The sequence below is a fragment of the Corynebacterium parakroppenstedtii genome, from assembly GCF_019754935.1.
Lineage (GTDB): Bacteria > Actinomycetota > Actinomycetes > Mycobacteriales > Mycobacteriaceae > Corynebacterium > Corynebacterium parakroppenstedtii.
On the sequence record NZ_JAGSOA010000002.1, the window covers coordinates 432,572 to 453,208 of the forward strand.

Consider the following 20,637-nt stretch of genomic DNA (forward strand, 5'->3'; position numbering starts at 1 on the left):
CGAGTATGTAAATCTTTACCGAAGAGCCGGATTGTATTTCAGCGAATTACGGCGGTACGTCAATTCGCCCGCGATAAGAACTGAATCAGCCAGTCGACCTTCCTCGCGCAATTGGCTAAGCCTTTTCGACATGCGCTGCCGGATATTTTCCGGCGAAATAGTGTTCAGATATACCTTGGTCGATCCCTCGAAACCGGCAAGGTTTGATGCTCGCCATTTGATCATTACTCGCCATGGCATGGGGATATCGAGGTCAATTGGTTTGTGGTGCCATTCCTCATTACACGGGACGTCCGAGCCGGTTGCCGCGTGGCATGCGTGAATGAGGTCGCTCATGTCTCGCATTTCTTCTTCGCTGAGCTTCCACGGTTCACAGGTTGCTGATCGAGAGTAAATTTCGATAGTCGGGTAGCGGTGCCCGAACCCAGCGAAAGCGATGGCGTGGGTGTTCTCGGCGATGATCAAATTGTGATAGCCGGCATAATCAACGGCCCACTCGTTGTACATATTGGGGTTGGACCGTAGCCGCGCGATCTCGAGCTCAGCTTGTGCCCCGCGCTCGTCGATAGCGACGAGCTGCTTATGTAAGTGATCGAAACTTGCGCCCGCAGGCTTCAGCCAGTTTTGGAACACAGCGACATATCGTGCGTAGCGGTTGCGTGAATAGAGGTCCCGCATTGCGTCAGCAGTGAAGTTGATGAATTGGTAATGCTCTTCCGGCGTTAACGTGCCGCTGGAGGCGAGTTGGCCGCTCGAGGTGGCGTCGTCAGTGAAGTGCCGACGGGCCACGATGACGTCGTGTCCACCCGCAAAGTAGGCGGGTGCGCGCTTGAGAAGCTCGGCTTCCGGCGTGTCTTTGATTTCCGATTCAGGTGTTCCCGCGGAGCGTAGACGTGTCGCGATAATGTTCAGCACATGTTGCCTTCCTGCAGGTTCGCTGAGGTAATCGTTCATGTGGGTTGAGGTTTCCGGATCCATCGCGAACCCGTGGTTTGCGCGCCAATATTCGTATCCGAGAATCTCAAAGAGGTTGGGAACACGCCTGAACTCGGCGACTGAGTCATTCAGTTGACTCTCTTTTAACCGGTAGAGGGTCGCCCACTTGTTGTTGTCGACGACAACTCGTGCTTTCTCCGGAGGAGTCTCTCTATATCGTGCGGCACAAAATACACACTCATGGTCGCGATCGTGTGGAGTGACCGGGTGCTCTTCTGGGGTGGGGTGCGAGATTGGTCGGTTCCCCCGCCCAGGTACAGTCCACACTTCGGTTCCTGTAAAAGGGTTGACCTGCTTGATGGTTCCATCGGCAAGAGTTGTTAGAGGTGCGAGAGGCAGGGCGACAGGAGTACTCACGAGCGAAAACTTTAGCGGGTGGATGACATGATCGCGACCTTGGTTCCCGACGACATGACGGAGCCGTTTCGGCGCTCACGCGTGCGTCGGTGTTTAACTCGCGCTTATGTCGGTGTTAAATGAGCACGGTTGCTAAAACATTATTGGACCGTGTTGGTCATTTCTTGTTTTGTCGGAAAAAAGAAGAAAAGACAACGGCTATAGACATTAAAGGGCGATGAATAGTGGATACTGAAGGTCAGCAGCTTATTCCCCACGAGCGTGACCCCCGCATGGGGATCGATGCGGATGCTGTGTTACGCGTGGGGGAGATCTTGCTCTCTGCTGGGACCGACGTATATCGAGTTATTCGGGCGATGAAACGCACGGCCCGGTCCTTGGGCTTCGATCGGTTCGACGCGTCGATCACGATGTCGAGTATCCGCTTTACCGGGCGCAGAGGGAATAACTTCCGAACGGAAATCAGTACTTTAGAGAAGTACGGCGTCGATTCTTCTCTTATTGAAGCTGTCGAAGATCTGACTCACCATCTTCCCTCTGAAATTACCGCAGAGTGGGTCCACGAAAAGCTCGATAAAATAGAAAACAATCGACGAACCAGGTGGAATCGGGTTGCACTTGCCTGTGCTGCGGCGGTGGCATGTTCGGCGTTCGCAATTTTAAATCGGTTTAGTTTTGATTCGGCTGTAGCAGTTGCTATTAGCGCCTTATTTGGTCAAACCGTAAGGATGTATTTTGCGCGTAAGCATTTCAATCAATTAGGGACGACAGCGGTTTCCGGAATAGTGGCCTGTCTGGTGTATTTCGGTTTGAGTCAGCTCTTCTTCGTGACTCCCTGGGGGCGGTCGGAGCAGACGCTGGGCCAGGGCTATGTGGCGGCTATGTTGTTCTTGATTCCCGGTTTTCCGCTGTTTACTGCTTTGGTTGACCTGGCCAGATTAGATATTGCCGCGGGGTGGGAGCGTTTTGTTTACGCTTTTGAGATCATTGTCTCAGCAACCATGGCGGCGTGGATTGTCTCCGCATGCACGGGGCTTGAGCCGTCAGTGCCGGCTCAAAGTGGGACGACCGAGTGGTCATGGCTTATCGTTGCCGGAATAGCCAGTATTTGTGGTGTTGCCGGTTTCGCCATGCTTTTCAATTCATCACGACGAATGATTGCTATTGCAGCGGTAGTGGGTGCGATTGCGAACGTCGTTAAATTTACCTGTTTATTCATAGGGATTCCGACGCAGGTTGCGGGATTAATTGGGGGACTGTGCGTCGGATTAATAGCTAATCTAATTCGTGATCGCTCGTATATTCCACGTATCACGGTGACGATACCGGCAGTCGTCATCATGATTCCAGGGACGGAAATGTTCCGAGGAATTTATTACCTTAATGACGGCAATATTAACGACGCGCTCACTCACACGGTGACAGCATCGTTGCAGGTTTTTGCCATTGCGGCGGGTCTGGTTATTGCGCGGCTCGCTGCCGATGACTCTTGGGCTCGGCATCGGTATATCGATTTTGCGCGTCGTCCCGATCATTCGGCTGATTAAAAGGTGCGTAAGCATATCTAAGAGCGAAGCTACGACGGTTGCGAAAATGCTGGTAGCAGGGGAGGTGGCTACAACCGAATGGGGGATGAGTTGTGGCCGGTAAAAGCCGTGGTAGCGCAAGTTATGGAGCCGTTGTCACCCGCTACTGTTTAACGAGTTTAGCTGCAGATTCGCTGTGATTTCTGTTTGGCGTTGCTATCATTTTAGAATTAGTCGTCCCTTGGCACGCCTGGAAGAAGGAAAAATGAAATCTCCGAAGAAGATCGTCGGTTCGCTTGCTTTGGCTGTGTGTACAGCAGTGATGGGAGCTGTGGCATCTACACCAACTGCTAGCGCTCTTGAACAAGGTGACAAATACGTCGCATTGGGTGACTCGTACGCTTCGGTGGGTTCATTGACCACTCCGGAGCTCACCAAGAACCCGGGGTGTGTGGCATCCACTGATAACTACGCTCACAAATTGGCTCAGCAACGTGGACTCCAACTGGATGACGCAACATGCGCGTGGGCATTCACGTTCAACTACGACTTGCCTCAGAACCATGCCCTTCCATTCTCGGCGTTGACGGGACAACGCGAGCGTGTCACGCCCGATACAAAATTGGTGACTCTCACACTCGGTGGTAACGACGCCGGTACAGCGTTTGCCTTCCCTGCATGCTTCTTCCGGGCTGTGACCGGGCTAGGCGTGGACTGCCGGACGAACACCCAGGCAATCATGAAGCAGTCGATTTACGGACCCGGTCCCGACGGTCGTACCCTGCTGCAGCGCGAAGTAGACATCATTAACGACATCAAGCACCGTGCTCCGAATGCGGAGGTCGTGATCACTGGATACATGAACGCTGCGAAAGCCGACATCTGGTGCCTCAATGATGGTGTCGCTACCCGTGATGAACGTGCGTACATTGCAGAAACCATCGACGAAGTGAACAACGTCATGAAGGAAGCTGCTCAGCAAACTGGCGTGAAGTATGTTGCTCCTCCGAACGAGGAAAAGGGTTGGTGCGACGGTGGCATCGGCAGCCAGTCAAGCAGCTCGTTGCTTGGTCTGCCCGATAACACGCTCCCCATCCACCCAACCGCTGCTGGACAGCAACGTATGGCCGATGCGATTTCCGCACAGGTCTAAATCAGGTAGTAGTACAGTCCTTTAACTATTCGGGACTCAACTCGCGGTAGTACAGGGTGTGGAACTAGTTTGGTTAAAATTCCCACCCTGACCGGCCGATTTCTTTGTTGAAGTAGGGTCCCGTATACTTCTTCCCCGTGTTCGTCGGAGACGGTAAGCAATCGCATCCGCCGGACCCCAGCCCCGGTAGCCCAATTGGCAGAGGCAACGGATTCAAAACCCGTCCAGTGTGAGTTCGAGTCTCACCCGGGGCACTAGTCTTTTTAAGCGTTTTACCAGCGGTTTTTACTTCGGAAAATTGGTAGGCGTGGCTTGTGTCACACGGTGTTGGCCTTATCTTTTATATCTCACTCAGCTCTTTCAGAGCCAAAATAGAGCCACACGGGGATATCCAAAATTCTTATTATCCTCACCCCAGATCGATAGCGCACGGTTCTGTTGCATTTCGTACCATGGAATCATGAACAATGAGTTGCCTTGGGTCGTTTCCGTTCAGGAACTGCAAAAGCTCCAACACGACTCCGCGGCCCACGAACATCAGCGAAAAGCTCAACGAGAGGCCGCTCGTCGGAAATCAGAATGGATCGAGCGTGCTTTGGCCCATCCAGATGACCTCTCTGAAGCAGAGCGCCGTCGTCTCGAACAATACCTCCGCGAAGAGGAAGAGGGTAAGGATCTATATCGGTCACAACCCTTGGCCTCATGCCCCGTCGTTGTCGCTGATGTGAGGTGGTACCTGGATGGACGTTCAGGATATGACGCGTACAAAAAGGGACATATCCCAGGCGCGGTCTTCATCGATTTAGATAGCATGCTCGCCGGACCGGCTTCGAAAGAAGAAGGAAGGCATCCACTGCCCTTAGAGGAGAGCTTTGCTGCAGCCATGGAAGTCAGTGGAATCGCGGATGACACCATCGTTGTCGCTTACGACGATGCAGGCGGAGCATCTGCGTCGAGATTAGTCTGGCTCTTACGGGCGAGTGGACACCGAGCCGCGGTCTTGGATGGAGGGCTTAACGCATGGATCGAGTATTGTGAACAGGCGCATAAGACCGATGAGACCGGGCAGGGGAGTCGACAGTTGGCTGAGCACTTCCTTGATGATGGTGACGATGTGACTGAGCCAGAGGAAGCGGGAGCCTTTACCGCGGAGCCTTTCAATGCCGAATGGATTGTCTCTATCGATGACGCGGCAGCGTCCCCCGGCGAGGGAATCGTTATTGATGCTCGCGCACCAGAACGCTACCGAGGGGATAATGAACCGATGGATAGTCGCGCTGGGCATATTCCAGGAGCTCTCAACCTTTTCCACGGTGATCTCGTTGATGATAAAGGGTACTTCCTTGACTCAGACCATGTGGCGTCCCGTCTGAATGATGCTGGCGTCGAGAAGCGGGAGGGGCAATCGTTGGCGGAATCACCCATTGTGTACTGCGGATCTGGAGTCACCGCCACTCATGAAATCGTGGCGTTGGCTCATGCGGGAATTCAAGCTCGGTTGTATCCCGGATCGTGGTCGCAGTACTCGGCAACCGATCGGCCGATCTCCCAGGGGGCTGCGCGGTAAGGGTCTGTGCGTACGTCGTCGCATGTAAAACCGCCATGTTTCACGTCGTATTTTAAGAAGAATAACCACCGACCAGCCACAGAAAATAAGAGCGAAGGAGTCCTAGTACATGGTGTCTGCCAACGAGGTTGAGGATACGAAGAAGAAGTTGCTTCTTCTCGACGGCCACTCTCTGGCTTTCCGCGCCTTTTACGCGTTACCGGCCGACAAGTTTACTGATTCGTCAGGTCAGCATACGAACGCTGTATATGGTTTTATATCCATGCTGGTGACCCTTCTCGAACAAGAGAAGCCGACCCATATCGCCGCAGCTTTTGACCTGGCTGGTCCCACTTTTCGATCTGAAAAATTCGCTGATTATAAGGCCCAGCGTCCGGAAACACCTCCGGAATTTAAAGGACAAATTGAGCTCATTCGTCAGTCATTACAAACGTTTGGAATCACCACCGTCGATTACAAACGATACGAAGCTGATGACGTCATTGCGACGCTCGCTACCCAGGGCCACGAGCAGGGCTTTGACACCTATATCTGCACCGGTGACAGGGATTCACTGCAACTCGTTACCGATGACGTGACCGTGTTGTACACGCTCCGCGGAGTCAGCAACCTCGCTCGGTTCACTCCCGGCGCTGTGGAAGAAAAGTACGGGGTGACCCCGACACAATATCCGGACCTTGCAGCTTTACGGGGCGACACTTCTGACAATATGCCAGGAGTACCCGGGGTAGGGCCTAAAACCGCCCAGAAATGGATAAACAAGTACGGGTCACTTAATAACTTAATTGACAATATCGACGACATCGGCGGAAAAGTCGGTGATGCACTTCGGCGGGATATTGACACTGTGATTCAAGCCCGCGAGCTGACCGAAATGGTCCGTGACCTCCCCATCAAGTGCAGCCCCGAGGACTGCGAAATCCGCCCGTCAGCAAGAAATGACGTCAACGACTTCTTCGATGATGTTCAGTTCGGGACGAACCTCCGAGAGAGGGTTTTTTCCGTCATTCTGACACAAGGTGGATCAGCGGAGGGTGACAACCGCCATGAGCGAATGTCCTATGAACGTGTAGGTCTGAAAAAAGGGGAGATCCGTCAGTGGTTGGAGAAAGGTACCGATCACCAACCCGCAGGGGTCGCAGCGTGGGGAAGCAAGCTCCCATCTTCGCCAGACATGAAGGCCCTAGCTATTACACAGGGTAAACAAACGGCGATCATCAACATGAGTCGGATAACGGATGATGACCGCGACGCACTGAAGGAATGGCTTCAGGGTCCCGACCGTCCAATCGTGGTACACGATGGCAAGGGTCTTCTTCACATGTTAAGTAGCGAAGGGTTTACCGCTTCGAACATTGAACATGACACGAGGCTCGCCTCGTACTTAATTCGTCCTGACTTAGCGAGCTTCGATCTTCAGAGTGTTGTGCGACGCCATCTTGGACGAGACCTCTATGACAATGACGTCGTGTCATGGGAGGAAGAACACCGTTCCGGACGGCAAATGTCGTTAGAAGTGGAGGAACTGTCAGAGGGTGAGGATGACCGATCAGTTACCGGGATTTCGTGGCCTGAGTGGGCTAAGTTGGCCGATAATGCGGAAGCACCTCTTGAGCTTGCCGCTGAACTGGCGAAGAAGCTCGATGAGGCGGGTTTGTACTCAATTTACGAAAACCTTGAAATCCCGCTCGTCCCGATCTTGTTCGGCATGGAGCGCGCTGGAATCAAGGTCAACAGGGAGCGCATGACGGCGTTGAGGGATTCAACGGCCGAAAAATTGGCCAAAGAAGTTGAGGAAGCCCGTGCTCTTGTCGACATGCCTAAATTGAATCTAGGAAGTCCGAAACAATTACAAGAGGTCCTCTTCGATAAACTGGAACTTCCTAAGACAAAGAAAACAAAGACGGGATATTCGACTGCAGCTAAAGCCATCGAACGATTAGCTGAGAAGCATCCGCACCCGTTCCTCGACCATCTTTTGGCGCATAGGGAATATCAAAAAAGGGTCAGCACTCTTGATGGTTTAATTAAAGCGATCGCGTCAGACGGGCGTATTCACACGACTTTCAACCAAACTGCGACTGCCACGGGGCGTTTGTCCTCGACTGACCCTAATCTTCAGAATATTCCGGTCCGTACAGAGGAGGGACGTCAAATACGTGCGGCCTTTGTCCCAGGTAAAGGGTATGAAGCGTTATTAACTGCAGACTATTCGCAGATCGAAATGCGTGTTATGGCTCATCTCTCGCAGGATCGAGGCCTCATTGAGGCTTATCGCAGTGGTGAAGACCTGCACAATTTCGTCGGTTCTCAGGTTTTTGATGTGCCGGTGAGCGAGGTAACCCCTGAGTTACGACGGCGAGTCAAAGCGTTGAGCTATGGCCTTGTCTATGGACTGTCGGAATATGGTCTCTCGCAGCAGCTGGATATTTCTGTAAGAGAGGCGAAGAAAATTATGGTTAAGTATTTTGAACGGTTCGGCGGTGTGCGGCGCTATCTGAATGAAGTTGTCGATCGTGCACGGAAAGATGAGTATACGTCGACCATGCTCGGGAGAAGGCGCTATTTGCCAGACCTCGCCAGCATGAATCGGCAGGCGAGAGAGAATGCTGAACGCGCAGCTCTGAACGCTCCGATTCAAGGTACCGCGGCAGACATTATTAAGGTCGCGATGATCCGAGTCGATGCTGCGTTGGAAAAAGAAAAATTGGCATCACGGGTGCTACTTCAGGTTCACGATGAGCTCGACGTCGAGGTCGCGAATGGTGAGCTTGAGCAGGTGAGAGGCATTATTCAGAGAGAAATGGATGAGGCTATCGAACTTGCTGTCCCGCTCGAGGTTGGAATGGCAGTCGGTGCCGATTGGAATGAAGCAGGCCATTAGCAGCCTTCCACCAGCGGAAAGTTTGCCAGTGCAGGGAAAATGAGATAAATTTTAGGACGCGCGTGTGTCCGCCTCTTATTTCCCTTTTCTTATCGACGTTGACTCGGTTGTATATGGTCGCGGTATTCCAGCTGGCGGCCATGATACGGCCACGGGAACACACTGCCGGTAGGAGATCAAGAGGTTAATCATCTGAAGAGCCTTCGCGAAACGGAATGGCTCTTTGCATGTGTGACGCGCTCGTTCCTGTCCGTTTTTCGATTACAATCCGTTTCGGAGCACTTAACATATGCCCACTTCTACAACCCCTCAGGTAGCCGTCAATGACATTGGCTCCACTGAGGATTTCCTCGCTGCCATCGACTCCACCATCAAGTACTTCAACGATGGTGACATCGTCGAGGGTACTGTGGTCAAAATTGATCACGATGAGGTTCTTCTTGATATTGGATACAAGACGGAAGGTGTCATTCCTTCACGTGAGCTGTCCATCAAGCACGAAATCGACCCCAACGAAGTAGTTGAGGTCGGCGACGAGATCGACGCTCTCGTTCTCACCAAAGAGGATAAAGAAGGTCGTCTGATCCTGTCGAAGAAGCGTGCACAGTACGAGCGCGCTTGGGGCACCATCGAAGAACTTAAAGAGAAGGATGAGCCCGTCACCGGCACCGTTATTGAGGTTGTTAAGGGCGGCTTAATTCTCGATATCGGTCTTCGTGGGTTCCTCCCCGCTTCCTTGGTCGAGATGCGTCGCGTGCGTGATCTTCAGCCTTACATCGGCCAAGAGCTGGAAGCGAAGATCATCGAGCTCGACAAGCATCGCAACAACGTTGTGCTCTCCCGTCGTGCATGGCTTGAGCAGACCCAGTCCGAGGTTCGTTCCGAGTTCCTGCACCAGCTTCAGAAGGGCCAGGTCCGCAAGGGCGTCGTTTCCTCTATCGTCAACTTCGGCGCATTCGTCGACCTTGGTGGCGTAGACGGTCTGGTTCACGTTTCTGAGCTGTCCTGGAAGCACATCGACCACCCGTCAGAGGTTGTCGCTGTTGGCGACGAGGTCACCGTCGAGGTTCTCGATGTCGACATGGATCGCGAGCGTGTCTCCCTGTCGCTCAAGGCCACCCAGGAAGATCCGTGGCGAGTCTTCGCCCGGACCCACGCTATTGGCCAGATTGTTCCTGGCAAGGTCACCAAGCTGGTTCCGTTCGGTGCATTCGTTCGCGTTGAAGAGGGCATCGAGGGTCTGGTCCACATCTCCGAGCTGGCAGAACGCCACGTGGAAGTTCCGGATCAGGTCGTCAACGTCGGCGAAGAAGTCATGGTCAAGGTCATCGACATCGACCTCGAGCGTCGCCGTATTTCCCTCTCCCTCAAGCAGGCTGACGAGGACTACACCGAAGAGTTCGATCCGTCGAAGTACGGAATGGCCGATTCTTACGACGAGCAGGGGAACTACATCTTCCCCGAGGGCTTCGATCCCGAGACCAACGAATGGCTCGAAGGGTTCGAAGAGCAGCGCGCCGAGTGGGAAGCTCGGTACGCGGAGTCGGAGCGTCGTCACGAGATGCACACCGCCCAGATCGAGCGTCACCGTGCCGGTGCCGCAGAGGCAAAGGAAGCCGCAGCCTCGGGTTACTCCTCTGAGTCTGAGGGTGACTCCGCGCCAGCTGAGCAGAGCGCTGCAGATGACTCCGGTTCCTTGGCTTCTGATGAGCAGCTCGCTAAGTTGCGTGAGAAGCTCGCCGGTGGTGAAAACTAGATCCGGATTGATGACTCGTTCGGACTAAAAACAGGCTGTTAAACCCAGCCTCACAACTACAGACTCGTTACTGTGGTCCATCCCCCCTATCCGTGTGGGTAGGGGGATTTTTGTCGTCGGTGGTTATCATCAAGCCCGATAGTGTGGTTTGTAACTAATAGCCACAATTTGTGGCAAGCCTCACAAAGAATCGCTATTAAACCAAGCATATAGGGGGTACGATAATCTCGGACACAGTCCGAACAGACATAATCGGACATAAATGCGAAAGGATTGTGATGGCTTCGCAAACCGAAACCACCTCACGGTTCATCCTGGATAATATCGGTGGGGCGGATAACATAGCGTCAGTGACGCACTGTGCGACTCGCTTGCGGTTCCAGTTGAATGATCGGTCACAAGCGAATACAGAAGCCCTCGACGAGAATGGATCAGTACTAGGTGTTGTTCCTCAGGGGGACAACGGGCTGCAGGTCGTCATGGGGGGTGCAGTCGCCAATTATTACCAGGAGTTGATCAAGCTCCCGGGTGTTGCGGAAAGCGCTGAAGGCGGCGGCAATCGGCAAAAATCCTCCAAGAAAGAATACGGAGGAGTCCGCGGAAAGTTCGGCTGGGTCGATTACGCATTCGAGTTCCTGTCTGACACGTTCCGGCCAATCCTGTGGGCTCTCCTCGGTGCTTCACTGATCATCACGATCCTCGTCCTCCTCGACACGATGGGGATCCAGGATTTCCGTGCAGAGAATCAACCGCCGACGTACCAGTTCATGCACGCCATGTACCAGTCGGTGTTTTACTTCCTGCCGATCATGGTGGGCGCAACAGCTGCTCGGAAACTAGGCGCTAACGAATGGGTTGGCGCAGCTATTCCCGCTGCCCTCATGAGCCCAGAGTTCATGAGTCTAGGTAACCGTGAAGACGTCGTTCACGTCTTTGGCCTTCCGATGGTGTTGAATGAATACAGCGGTCAGGTTTTCCCGCCGTTGATCGCGGCCATCGCGTTGTACTGGGTTGAAAAAGGTCTGAAGAAGGTCATCCCTGAAGCGGTCCAAATGGTGTTCGTGCCGTTCTTTTCGCTGATCATTATGATCCCAGCCACAGCATTCTTGCTTGGCCCCTTCGGTATCGGCCTGGGTAACGGCATTTCAAACGCTCTTAAAGCCATTAATGACTTTTCGCCGTTTATTCTGTCCGTCGTCGTTCCGCTGTTGTACCCGTTCATTGTGCCCCTTGGATTGCACTGGCCGCTGAACGCCGTCATGATTCAGAACATCAACTCCCTCGGCTACGACTTCATCCAAGGCCCCATGGGTGCCTGGAACTTCGCGTGCTTCGGGTTGGTTGCGGGTGTTCTCTACCGTTCATTCCGTGAACGCAATAAGGCCATGAAACAGGTCTCGCTTGGTGCTTTGATGGCCGGTCTTCTTGGTGGAATTTCCGAACCGTCGTTGTACGGTATTGTTCTTCGATTCAAGAAGACGTATCCGCGGTTACTCGCTGGCTGTTTTACAGGTGGCGTGGTCATGGGCATCTTCAACATTAAAGCCAATGCCTTCGTCTTCACCTCGATCTTGACGATCCCGGCATTCCAACCTTGGCTCGGATACACCATTGGTATCGTCGTGGCGTTCTTTACCTCATTCTTCCTGGTCGTCTTCTTCGACTACCGCTCAAAGGAAGAGAAGGAAGAAGTCCGCGCAAAGATTGCCGCTGATGAAGAGGCAGACAATGTGGCGGCTGCTAATCAGACCGAGGGAGCTTCGGCTTCGTCTGCAGCATCTTCTGTTCCAGCCGGGGCCGTGGCAGGGGCCGAAACTCAGACTGAGTCATCGCAGGCCCAAGCGACGTCGACCGCCACGAAGAAGAAGCGCCCAGTTCTCACGGAAACCTCAGTACTGGTTGCTCCTCTCGACGGAACCATTGTCCCCTTGAAGGATGTACCCGATCCCGCTTTCGCAGCTGGAGCAGTAGGCCACGGGGTCGCTATTGAGCCAACAGGCGACACCATTTATAGCCCCGGCGATGGAAAGATCCTCGCTGTTCAAGGACACGCGATTGGCGTCAAACTCGACCTCGGTGTGGATCTCCTCGTTCACGTCGGAGTCGATACGGTCGAGATGAAAGGCGAAGGCTTCGAGTCATTCGTTAAGCGCGGCGACCGCGTATCGGCCGGACAAAAACTCATGACCTTTGACAAAGAAAAGATTGCGAAGGCCGGTCACCCAGATGTCACCCCGGTTCTCATCACGAACTGGAAGAGAATTGGCGGAATTGACACTATTGCCACTGGCGAGATTTCGCATGGGGAAGACCTCTTGAACCTGGTGCCAAAAGAAAGCACACAGGACAAGGAATCTCAGGAAAGTAAAAACCAAGACGTGAAAGCGTAAGCCGTCCTCGCGGACCACCACGTTTCGCGTATTGAGATAGATAACCCCCGGCTTAGGATGTCCACGATCTCGTCGATTGTGGAACCCTGCCGGGGTTCTTTGTGTGTCCCGCCATTACAAGACGGGCCGCTTAGATTTCTGCCAATTGAGCAGTCACATTGATCTTCGACGAATCCTTCGCACTGCAATAGCGCAAATCCCAGGAGAGCCCGTTTGAGTCATTCTGTGGGTGGCGGGAGGAATATGCCGCCAGGACTGCAGGGAGGATAATCGGCTTACCGAACTCCACGGTGTAGCGCGCTCGAGAGGGGATCTCGCCCTCGACGACGCTCAATAACGAAGCGGCGCTCCACATCCCATGAGCGATCGTCGCAGGGAAACCGAACGCCTTAGCCCCCAACCTGGAGACGTGAATCGGGTTTTTATCGCCCGAAACATTGGCGTAGTTCTTAATGTCCGAGGTCGACACTCGCATGATCGTCGTCGGGTCTTCCGGAAGATCAACGCTCATTCGTGAATAGTTATCATCGGGGAGTTGCCCCTCGGGAGCTTTGCCCTTCGACAGCATGGTTGATCGTTGCCGCCAGACCACGTCGTCGGGTGCCGACGAGCGACGCACCTCGGTGATGATGTCTATCAGTAAACCTTGACGGTGACGTCGCAACGATTCCGTGTACACCGCCACATCGATGCTGTCTGTCACCGCGATGGGGGAATACTGCTCGATGACATTGCGAATGTGAATAGTCCCGACTGTCAGGAAGGGAAAATCCGGCGAGTTCATCGCATTCATCACGAGGGGAAAAGTCACCGCATACGGATACGTCAGCGGCACGTCGTTGCTGATGCGAAGGCCACATGCGGCGCAGTATTCAGCAAGGTTCGTGGAATCGATCGTGACCCCATTGACGCGATACTCGCGAGAAGGGGCGGTGGTCACCGAGCCTTTGCCACTAGAAGAACGATTCGAAAAAAACGGGACGCCGGGAAGAAGTCCGCGCAATGCTCGTCGGTACTCATCCCCAAGCGATGGGATTCTGTCGAGCTCAACAATGGTTTTCTCTTTCAGAGAATCAGTGTCGATGCCGTCAGTGCTTGCAGCCGACTGGGGCGCGGTGCTGGGGGTCGTTCCGGTGGAGAGTCCGTTACTAGATGATGCGTTCACGTTATGCCCCCAAGACTGACTGTCCGCACACGCGGACAATGTTGCCGTTAATCGCCTCCGACGCGGGCGACGCGAAATATGCAATCGTCTCTGCAACGTCGATGGTCAGCCCACCTTGCTGCAAAGAATTCAGCCGACGCCCGACCTCGCGGGTAACGACCGGGATCGCCGCGGTCATCTGCGTTTCGATGAAACCGGGCGCGACCGCGTTAACAGTGATTCCGTGGCCGGCAGACTCTGAAAACGAGTCAACGAAACCGATGACTCCTGCCTTGCTGTAGGCATAGTTGGTTTGTCCTCTATTACCGGCAATACCTGCCATCGAGGAGACACCGATAACGCGACCGTTGTCGTTGATGGCCCCGAGCTCGAGAAGACGTTCGGTAATTGTCAGCGGGGCAGTGATATTGACGGCCATGACGGATTTCCATCGAGCGTCGTCCATGCCAGCCATCGTCTTGTCACGGGTAATTCCGGCATTGTGGACGATGATGTCGATACCGGTCTTATGCCGTTCTTTGACATGGCGCGCAAGGGCGTCGGCCGCGTCGGGCGCAGTCACGTCGAGGCCAAGGGACGTTCCGTTGACCTCATTTGCGGTTTCAGCCAGTGCTTCACCCGCAGCGGGAATATCGACGCAAATCACGTGGGCGCCATCGCGTGCGAGAGTTTGCGCGATCGTCTTTCCAATTCCGCGGGCCGCACCCGTGACGACAGAAATCTTCCCTTTGAGAGGCTGGTCCCAGTCAACCGAGGGAGATGGGGCTTCGTTCAGCCGGATCACCTGAGCATCGACGTAGGCAGATTTCCCGGATAGCAGGAACCGTAACGTGGATTCGAGGCTACTCAGTGGGGTGTTCGGCTCGGTGTAGACCAGTTGTACAGTTGCACCCCTCCGCATCTCTTTAGCCAGCGACCGAGTAAAACCTTCTAGTCCTCGCTGTGCGACGCGCGCCGACGCAGTTGTCGTGCTCTCTGGGGTATGTCCAATGACGACGAGGCGTGCGCACGGAGCTAGCTTTCGAATGACCGGGTTCACGGTTTCATACAACTCGAGCGAATCGGCAGGGGTGGCGAAGCCTGTGGCGTCGATAACGAGGCCAGCGATTTTTCCGTCGGTTGCAGGGGAGCCGTCGTCCCGAGTGTCAATGATGGTGTACGTCGGCTCGAGAAGCTCCCGGATAGAGGATGCCAGAGACCCGGATCCCGTGACAATGATGGGCCCGTTTAGAGGGGGTTGGCCAGGTTCAAACCGGCGGAGTTTTTCCGGTTTGGGTAATCCAAGCTTCGATGCGAGCAGCGATCCTGCCCCCGAATTGACGAACTGTGCGTAACTGTCAGACATGGAAAATCCCTTCGTGGATACGTTTTACGAGTTTCTGTTCAATTAGCCTACGGTGAACATACACAATATGAGAGAGTTTTAGTGATATGAATCTCAGAGAGGGGCAACCTATGACTCGTAAGGTAGCAATTATCGGCGGAAACCGTATTCCGTTCGCGCGTTCGAACGGGCGGTACGCGAATGCGTCCAACCAGGATATGCTGACGTCCACCATCGATGGATTGGTGAGCAGGTTCCACCTGCAGGATGAGCGTTTAGGAATGGTTGCCGCGGGAGCAGTACTTAAGCACTCGCGCGACTTCAATTTGACCAGGGAATGTGTCCTTGGGTCGCACTTGGCGTCGGATACGCCGGCTTTTGATATCCAGCAAGCGTGCGGCACGGGACTTGCTGCGGCGATTCAGGTGGCAGATGCGATATCGCTGGGACGCATCGATTCCGGCATAGCCGGTGGTGTTGATACAACTTCCGACGCGCCAATCGCGCTGAATGATGACCTCCGGAAGCTGTTGATTAAGGCCTCTACGGCCAAAACGACGGGCCAGCGGCTCAAGCTTCTGGGGAAGATTCGGCCGCAACTGCTTGTTCCTGAGCAGCCCCGCAATGGGGAGCCCCGCACGGGTCTGTCGATGGGGGATCATGCGGCCATTACTGCTCGTGAAATGGGGATTTCCCGCCAGCAGCAGGACGAGTTTGCTGCCTCAAGTCATCAGAAACTTGCTGCTGCCTATGACGAAGGTTTTTTTGATGACCTCATTACGCCGTACTTGGGGCTGAGCCGAGATAACAACTTGAGGCCGGATTCCACAGTGGAAAAACTGTCAAAGCTCAAGCCTGTGTTCGGTAAGAAGGATGCCGAACGTCACGGTGTGCGGGCAACTATGACTGCCGGGAACTCCACACCGCTTACCGATGGTGCCTCTGCGGTCTTGTTAGCGTCCGAGGACTGGGCGGAGCAGCACAATCTCCCTGTCAGGGCACATCTTGTTGACTCTGAAACTGCCGCCGTCGACTTTGTTCATGGACGCGGGCGGCTGACGCCCGACGGGCTGTTGATGGCCCCGACCTACGCGGTTCCGCGGTTACTGCGTCGTAATGGTCTGACGCTCCAGGACTTCGATTTCTACGAGATCCACGAAGCCTTCGCTTCCCAGGTGCTGGCGACGCTCGCGGCCTGGGAGTCTCCCGAATACTGCTCGCAGCGTTTGGGCTTGGACGAGCCGCTGGGCGCCATCGATCGTTCCAAGCTGAATGTTAAGGGGTCGTCTTTGGCGGCTGGTCATCCGTTTGCGGCGACCGGTGGCCGTCTCTTGGCGACGGCAGCCAAGCTGTTGGAGCAGAAGGGATCCGGCCGCGCATTGGTATCCATTTGTGCTGCGGGCGGTCAAGGCGTGACCGCGATTCTCGAACGGTAATCGCCGTTCCTGCTCGGTGTTTATCCACCAAGCAGGAAATCTATTTTCGGCCCTGAAGCGGTGCGCAGTCGTGGTAGACAAGGTCTTGGCCTTGACAGTCGAGAGGTAGTCAAGGTTCCGACGATGCCGGCCTTGGCGGTCGTGGATTAGAAAAGCATGAAAGAGTGAGAAAAAGTGGTTGTGGTCGGTCTGACGGGCGGTATTGGCTCAGGTAAATCCACTGTCGCAAAGAGGTTGTCTGATCACGGAGCGATCGTCGTCGACGGCGACAAAATAGCCCGTGAGATCGTGCAACCGGGAGAACCCGCTTTGCTGGAGCTCTCTGAAGAATTCGGTTCCGACATTCTCATGAGCGACGGGTCCCTGGACCGTAAAGAACTGGCCCGGCGCGCGTTTGTCTCCGAGGACCGCACGGAGGCGTTGAACGCTATCATGCATCCACGGATTCATGAGCGGGCATATGAACTCTTTCGTGCTTCTGCCGACGCGTCGATCGTCGTGTTTGATATGCCCTTGCTGATCGAGAACAACCTGGACCGAATGTGTGGTTTGGTTGTGGTCGTGACTGTCGACGAAGACACGCGAGTTGAACGGCTGGTGGCGCAACGGGGTTTCGATGAAGATGATGCACGGCAGCGAATCAGGGCACAGTTGTCGGACGCAGATCGAACTCCATCCGCCGACGTCATTGTGGATAACTCAGGCACACCTGATCATCTTCTGGAGTCGGTGGATAAATTATGGGATTCCCGTTTGGCTCAATGGGGGCGTGTGACTGAACACGATGAGAGTGCCAGCCGTGAGACGGATAGTCTCGTGCTGTTCCACCGTCAGGGTCGTCAGCAACGTTTCCGGCGGCGGGCCGAGTGGGTCTTCGGGCCGGAAGCAGACGTTGAGTTTGGTGGGGATCCTGATAAGCCACTGGTTGCTTCAGTGTCCCGGCACGCTTCCGGTGAAGGGGGCTCCGGTGGAGTGGATGGGAGTACTCGTGAAAAGCTTTCATGGCTGGGCTTTAGCCGCCAGTCGGGGAGCGAAGCCTTCCAGAGCGACGACCAACGTGTGCTCGATGACACCGAGTATCCCCTCGACGTGTGGAGGAGCGGAGACCCCATCGACCCAGCAACGATCCGCCTTTAACCACGATGGATGGGCTGATTTTGGGACTGTCTGCGCTATTTAGTTGGGATTGTTGGTGATCGTTTCCATGGTCTAGTGCGAAACCGCGTCATCGGGGAATGAGGGTTACACTCGCGGTTATGGCATTCGCTGCAGAACATCCCATCCTTTCGCAATCAGAGTTTCGCCCAGTCGGAGACATCGAGCGGACGAGCAAACCTTTTGAGGTTGTTAGCGATTATGAGCCTGCGGGAGACCAACCCCAGGCCATCAAGGAAATTGATGAAAGGCTTCGTCGCGGTGAGCGCGACGTTGTTTTGATGGGGGCGACGGGCACAGGGAAGTCTGCGACGGCCGCGTGGCTCATTGAGAAGCAACAGCGACCAACATTAGTTATGGCCCCGAATAAAACGTTGGCAGCTCAGCTAGCCAATGAGCTACGGCAACTGTTGCCGAATAACGCGGTCGAATACTTCGTCAGTTACTACGACTATTACCAACCAGAAGCCTATATCGCGCAAACTGACACCTATATCGAAAAGGATTCCTCGATTAACGAAGACGTTGAGCGCTTACGACATTCAGCCACGTCTAATCTTTTATCACGGCGCGATGTCGTTGTTGTGAGCTCGGTGTCGTGTATCTATGGGTTAGGGACTCCGCAGTCGTACTTAGATCGCTCTATCCCTCTTCGCGTCGGAGAGGAAGTCGACAGAGACCAATTCCTCCGACTGTTGGTCGACGTCCAATACACGCGTAATGATGTTGCATTTACACGCGGCACATTCAGGGTTAAAGGAGATGTCGTCGATATTATTCCTGCCTATGAAGAGGTGGGCGTTCGTGTCGAATTCTTTGGAGACGAGATCGATAGCCTTCATACGATCCATCCTTTGACTGGGGAAGTGATCGATAACCATGATCAATTACGAATCTTCCCGGCAACACACTATGTGGCTGGACCCGAGCGTATGGCGAAGGCTGAGGAAGCTATTAAAGCGGAATTGAAAGATCGATTAGCAGATCTTGAAAATCGAGGGAAGCTTGTCGAAGCTCAGCGGTTGCGAATGCGAACAGAGTTCGATCTGGAAATGATTGAACAAGTTGGGTTCTGCTCAGGAATCGAGAACTACTCACGCCATATCGATGGGCGTGAAGCGGGTAGCGCCCCGGCAACGCTGATCGACTACTTCCCAGAGGACTTCTTGACGATTATTGATGAGTCCCACGTCACGGTTCCTCAAATCGGTGGAATGTTTGAGGGAGATGCGTCGCGCAAGAGAAACCTCATCGACTTCGGCTTCCGCCTACCGAGCGCCATCGACAACCGGCCTCTCACATGGGACGAGTTCGACGCACGTAAAGGCCAATGCGTATATATGTCTGCTACCCCCGGCGACTATGAGTTGGAAGCCGCGGGTGGTGAATATGTCGAACAGGTCATTCGCCCCACAGGTCTCGTCGACCCCAAGATTGTGGTTAAACCCACAAAGGGCCAAATCGACGATCTCATGGAAGAAATCCGTCAACGAACAGACAAGAATGAACGAGTTCTGGTCACGACGTTGACCAAGAAGATGGCTGAAGATCTCACGGATTACCTGGCGGACGCCGGAATTCGCGTTCGTTATCTCCATTCGGACATCGATACCCTGCAGCGCGTCGAGCTTCTCCGGGACTTGCGGCTCGGAAAATACGATGTTCTCGTCGGCATCAACCTCTTGCGAGAGGGGCTCGATCTCCCCGAAGTTAGCCTTGTTTCCATTCTCGACGCCGATAAAGAAGGTTTCCTACGTTCCACGCGGTCGTTAATTCAGACCATCGGCCGTGCCGCCCGAAATGTCAGCGGCGAAGTCCACATGTACGCGGATACTGTCACCGATTCCATGGCTCAGGCAATTGACGAAACTGAGCGACGTCGGGAAAAACAGATCGCATTTAACAAAGAGCACAACATTGATCCTCAGCCTTTGCGGAAGAAGATTGCCGACATTCTCGATCAGGTCTATGACAATGAGAGCGAAGCCGACGACCACGAGTCCGCTGGTGCAACGACTGCCGGAGGCAGTGCACACACGTCTGCGAATGCGAATGGTCAGAAGGCTCAGTCAACCGCTTCATTGACCTCCGATGCTGCACTCGCCGGGGACCAAGAACCGGATTACACGGAAATGACCCGCGATGACCTTGTCCGTCTTCGCGATGATTTAACCCGACAAATGGGCGACGCCGCGAGAGACCTGAAATTCGAACTCGCCGCGCGGCTCCGTGACGAACTTGTTGGCGTCAAGAAAGAACTCAAGGAAATCACTGAAGCCGGAGTTGAATAGTGTCAACAGCCCAGTGGCTTCAGCCCGCGCAATGTCACTGAGTGAAGTACAACGAAGTGACGTACCATAAAAGCTAAGGTTACCGTCGACATCGTCGACAAATGAGGTTGGGAAGGTAGAAATGAGCAAATACTCGACAATCGTTGTTGGTACAGACGGGTCTCAGTCGTCGCTTCTCGCGGTCGAGCGCGCAGCCGAAATCGCAGCGGCCTTGGACGCCACAGTAACCATCGGTTGCGCCTACTACGAAAACCAAGAAGAAGCCTCGAAGACCCTCCGCCAAGATTCTGTTACCGTCCTTGGCGACGACCCCGCACGTAAAAACCTAGAAAGCGCGGTAGAAGCGGCGCGCCGGGTCGGTGCAACCAACATTGAAACGGCAGTTCGGAAGGGAACACCGGTCGAAGCGCTCATGGCCATCGTAAAAGAGGTCGACGCCGATCTCCTGGTCGTGGGAAACCGAGGAATTAACTCTCTGACCGGACGATTGTTGGGATCGGTTCCAGCCGACGTGGCTCGTCAATCAAATTGCGATGTCATGATCGTGCACACGGTTGACTAAGACTTAGCTAAAACATGATGTAGACGAAGCCGGTACGTCATTTCCGGCCGGAATTGGCTCCTAGTTCGCTACACC

General features: G+C 54.3%; 13 protein-coding genes and 1 tRNA gene. 11 read left to right on the forward strand and 3 right to left on the reverse strand.

Features of this window, described 5'->3' with window-relative positions; translation table 11 throughout:
* Window positions 1–15: 15 nt before the first annotated feature.
* Window positions 16–1,353 carry a DUF4921 family protein gene (locus KCQ76_RS08390; RefSeq protein ID WP_046202964.1) on the reverse strand — a complete coding sequence of 446 codons (1,338 nt, stop codon included), beginning with the start codon at window positions 1,351–1,353 and terminating at the stop codon, window positions 16–18.
* Window positions 1,354–1,577: 224 nt separating this feature from the next.
* Between KCQ76_RS08390 and KCQ76_RS08395 the strand changes: the two genes are divergently transcribed.
* The 7 genes from KCQ76_RS08395 to KCQ76_RS08425 all read left to right on the forward strand — a co-directional run bounded on the left by KCQ76_RS08395 (window position 1,578) and on the right by KCQ76_RS08425 (window position 12,629).
* Entirely contained in the window at window positions 1,578–2,900 is a 1,323-nt protein-coding gene (locus KCQ76_RS08395) for a threonine/serine exporter family protein (RefSeq protein ID WP_052722310.1), read from the forward strand.
* A gap of 244 nt (window positions 2,901–3,144) precedes the next feature.
* Entirely contained in the window at window positions 3,145–4,032 is an 888-nt protein-coding gene (locus tag KCQ76_RS08400) for an SGNH/GDSL hydrolase family protein (RefSeq protein ID WP_046202963.1), read from the forward strand.
* 180 nt (window positions 4,033–4,212) lie between these two features.
* Window positions 4,213–4,286, forward strand: a tRNA-Leu gene (locus KCQ76_RS08405).
* Window positions 4,287–4,492: 206 nt separating this feature from the next.
* Window positions 4,493–5,599 (forward strand): sulfurtransferase, encoded by a 1,107-nt coding sequence (locus KCQ76_RS08410; protein WP_082089879.1) that lies wholly within the window; start codon window positions 4,493–4,495, stop codon window positions 5,597–5,599.
* A gap of 109 nt (window positions 5,600–5,708) precedes the next feature.
* On the forward strand, window positions 5,709–8,483 hold the full coding sequence (gene polA / locus KCQ76_RS08415; protein WP_046202962.1) for a DNA polymerase I: 2,775 nt from the start codon (window positions 5,709–5,711) through the stop codon (window positions 8,481–8,483).
* Window positions 8,484–8,772: 289 nt separating this feature from the next.
* Window positions 8,773–10,239: a 30S ribosomal protein S1 gene (gene rpsA / locus KCQ76_RS08420; protein WP_046202961.1), complete on the forward strand. Its 1,467-nt coding sequence runs from the start codon at window positions 8,773–8,775 to the stop codon at window positions 10,237–10,239.
* Between the two features lie 278 nt (window positions 10,240–10,517).
* Window positions 10,518–12,629, forward strand: a complete 2,112-nt coding sequence (locus tag KCQ76_RS08425) for a glucose PTS transporter subunit IIA (protein ID WP_046202960.1) — start codon at window positions 10,518–10,520, stop codon at window positions 12,627–12,629.
* 130 nt (window positions 12,630–12,759) lie between these two features.
* Here the strand turns inward: KCQ76_RS08425 and KCQ76_RS11105 are convergent, their stop codons facing one another.
* Complete coding sequence (locus tag KCQ76_RS11105) at window positions 12,760–13,794, reverse strand: MaoC/PaaZ C-terminal domain-containing protein (protein ID WP_052723072.1); 1,035 nt, start codon at window positions 13,792–13,794, stop codon at window positions 12,760–12,762.
* A 1-nt stretch (window position 13,795) separates the two neighbouring features.
* Window positions 13,796–15,139 (reverse strand): 3-oxoacyl-ACP reductase, encoded by a 1,344-nt coding sequence (locus tag KCQ76_RS08435; protein ID WP_046202959.1) that lies wholly within the window; start codon window positions 15,137–15,139, stop codon window positions 13,796–13,798.
* Between the two features lie 110 nt (window positions 15,140–15,249).
* Between KCQ76_RS08435 and KCQ76_RS08440 the strand changes: the two genes are divergently transcribed.
* The 4 genes from KCQ76_RS08440 to KCQ76_RS08455 all read left to right on the forward strand — a co-directional run bounded on the left by KCQ76_RS08440 (window position 15,250) and on the right by KCQ76_RS08455 (window position 20,562).
* Entirely contained in the window at window positions 15,250–16,554 is a 1,305-nt protein-coding gene (locus tag KCQ76_RS08440; RefSeq protein WP_012731461.1) for an acetyl-CoA C-acetyltransferase, read from the forward strand.
* Window positions 16,555–16,728: 174 nt separating this feature from the next.
* Window positions 16,729–17,691 carry a dephospho-CoA kinase gene (coaE, locus tag KCQ76_RS08445; protein WP_082089878.1) on the forward strand — a complete coding sequence of 321 codons (963 nt, stop codon included), beginning with the start codon at window positions 16,729–16,731 and terminating at the stop codon, window positions 17,689–17,691.
* Between the two features lie 119 nt (window positions 17,692–17,810).
* The gene (uvrB, locus tag KCQ76_RS08450) at window positions 17,811–20,000 is read left to right on the forward strand and encodes an excinuclease ABC subunit UvrB (RefSeq protein ID WP_046202958.1); all 2,190 of its coding nucleotides are present in this window, start codon (window positions 17,811–17,813) and stop codon (window positions 19,998–20,000) included.
* A 121-nt stretch (window positions 20,001–20,121) separates the two neighbouring features.
* Window positions 20,122–20,562: a universal stress protein gene (locus tag KCQ76_RS08455; RefSeq protein WP_012731464.1), complete on the forward strand. Its 441-nt coding sequence runs from the start codon at window positions 20,122–20,124 to the stop codon at window positions 20,560–20,562.
* Window positions 20,563–20,637 lie beyond the last annotated feature (75 nt).

Excerpts from the sequence above, each read along its gene's own strand:
- rpsA (WP_046202961.1), top strand. The coding sequence starts at position 8,773 with ATGCCCACTTCTACAACCCCTCAGGTAGCCGTCAATGACATTGGCTCC.
- KCQ76_RS08440 (WP_012731461.1), top strand. The coding sequence starts at position 15,250 with ATGACTCGTAAGGTAGCAATTATCGGCGGAAACCGTATTCCGTTCGCG.
- polA (WP_046202962.1), top strand. The coding sequence starts at position 5,709 with ATGGTGTCTGCCAACGAGGTTGAGGATACGAAGAAGAAGTTGCTTCTT.
- KCQ76_RS08425 (WP_046202960.1), top strand. The coding sequence starts at position 10,518 with ATGGCTTCGCAAACCGAAACCACCTCACGGTTCATCCTGGATAATATC.
- KCQ76_RS08435 (WP_046202959.1), bottom strand. The coding sequence starts at position 15,139 with ATGTCTGACAGTTACGCACAGTTCGTCAATTCGGGGGCAGGATCGCTG.
- KCQ76_RS08410 (WP_082089879.1), top strand. The coding sequence starts at position 4,493 with ATGAACAATGAGTTGCCTTGGGTCGTTTCCGTTCAGGAACTGCAAAAG.
- uvrB (WP_046202958.1), top strand. The coding sequence starts at position 17,811 with ATGGCATTCGCTGCAGAACATCCCATCCTTTCGCAATCAGAGTTTCGC.
- KCQ76_RS08400 (WP_046202963.1), top strand. The coding sequence starts at position 3,145 with ATGAAATCTCCGAAGAAGATCGTCGGTTCGCTTGCTTTGGCTGTGTGT.
- KCQ76_RS08455 (WP_012731464.1), top strand. The coding sequence starts at position 20,122 with ATGAGCAAATACTCGACAATCGTTGTTGGTACAGACGGGTCTCAGTCG.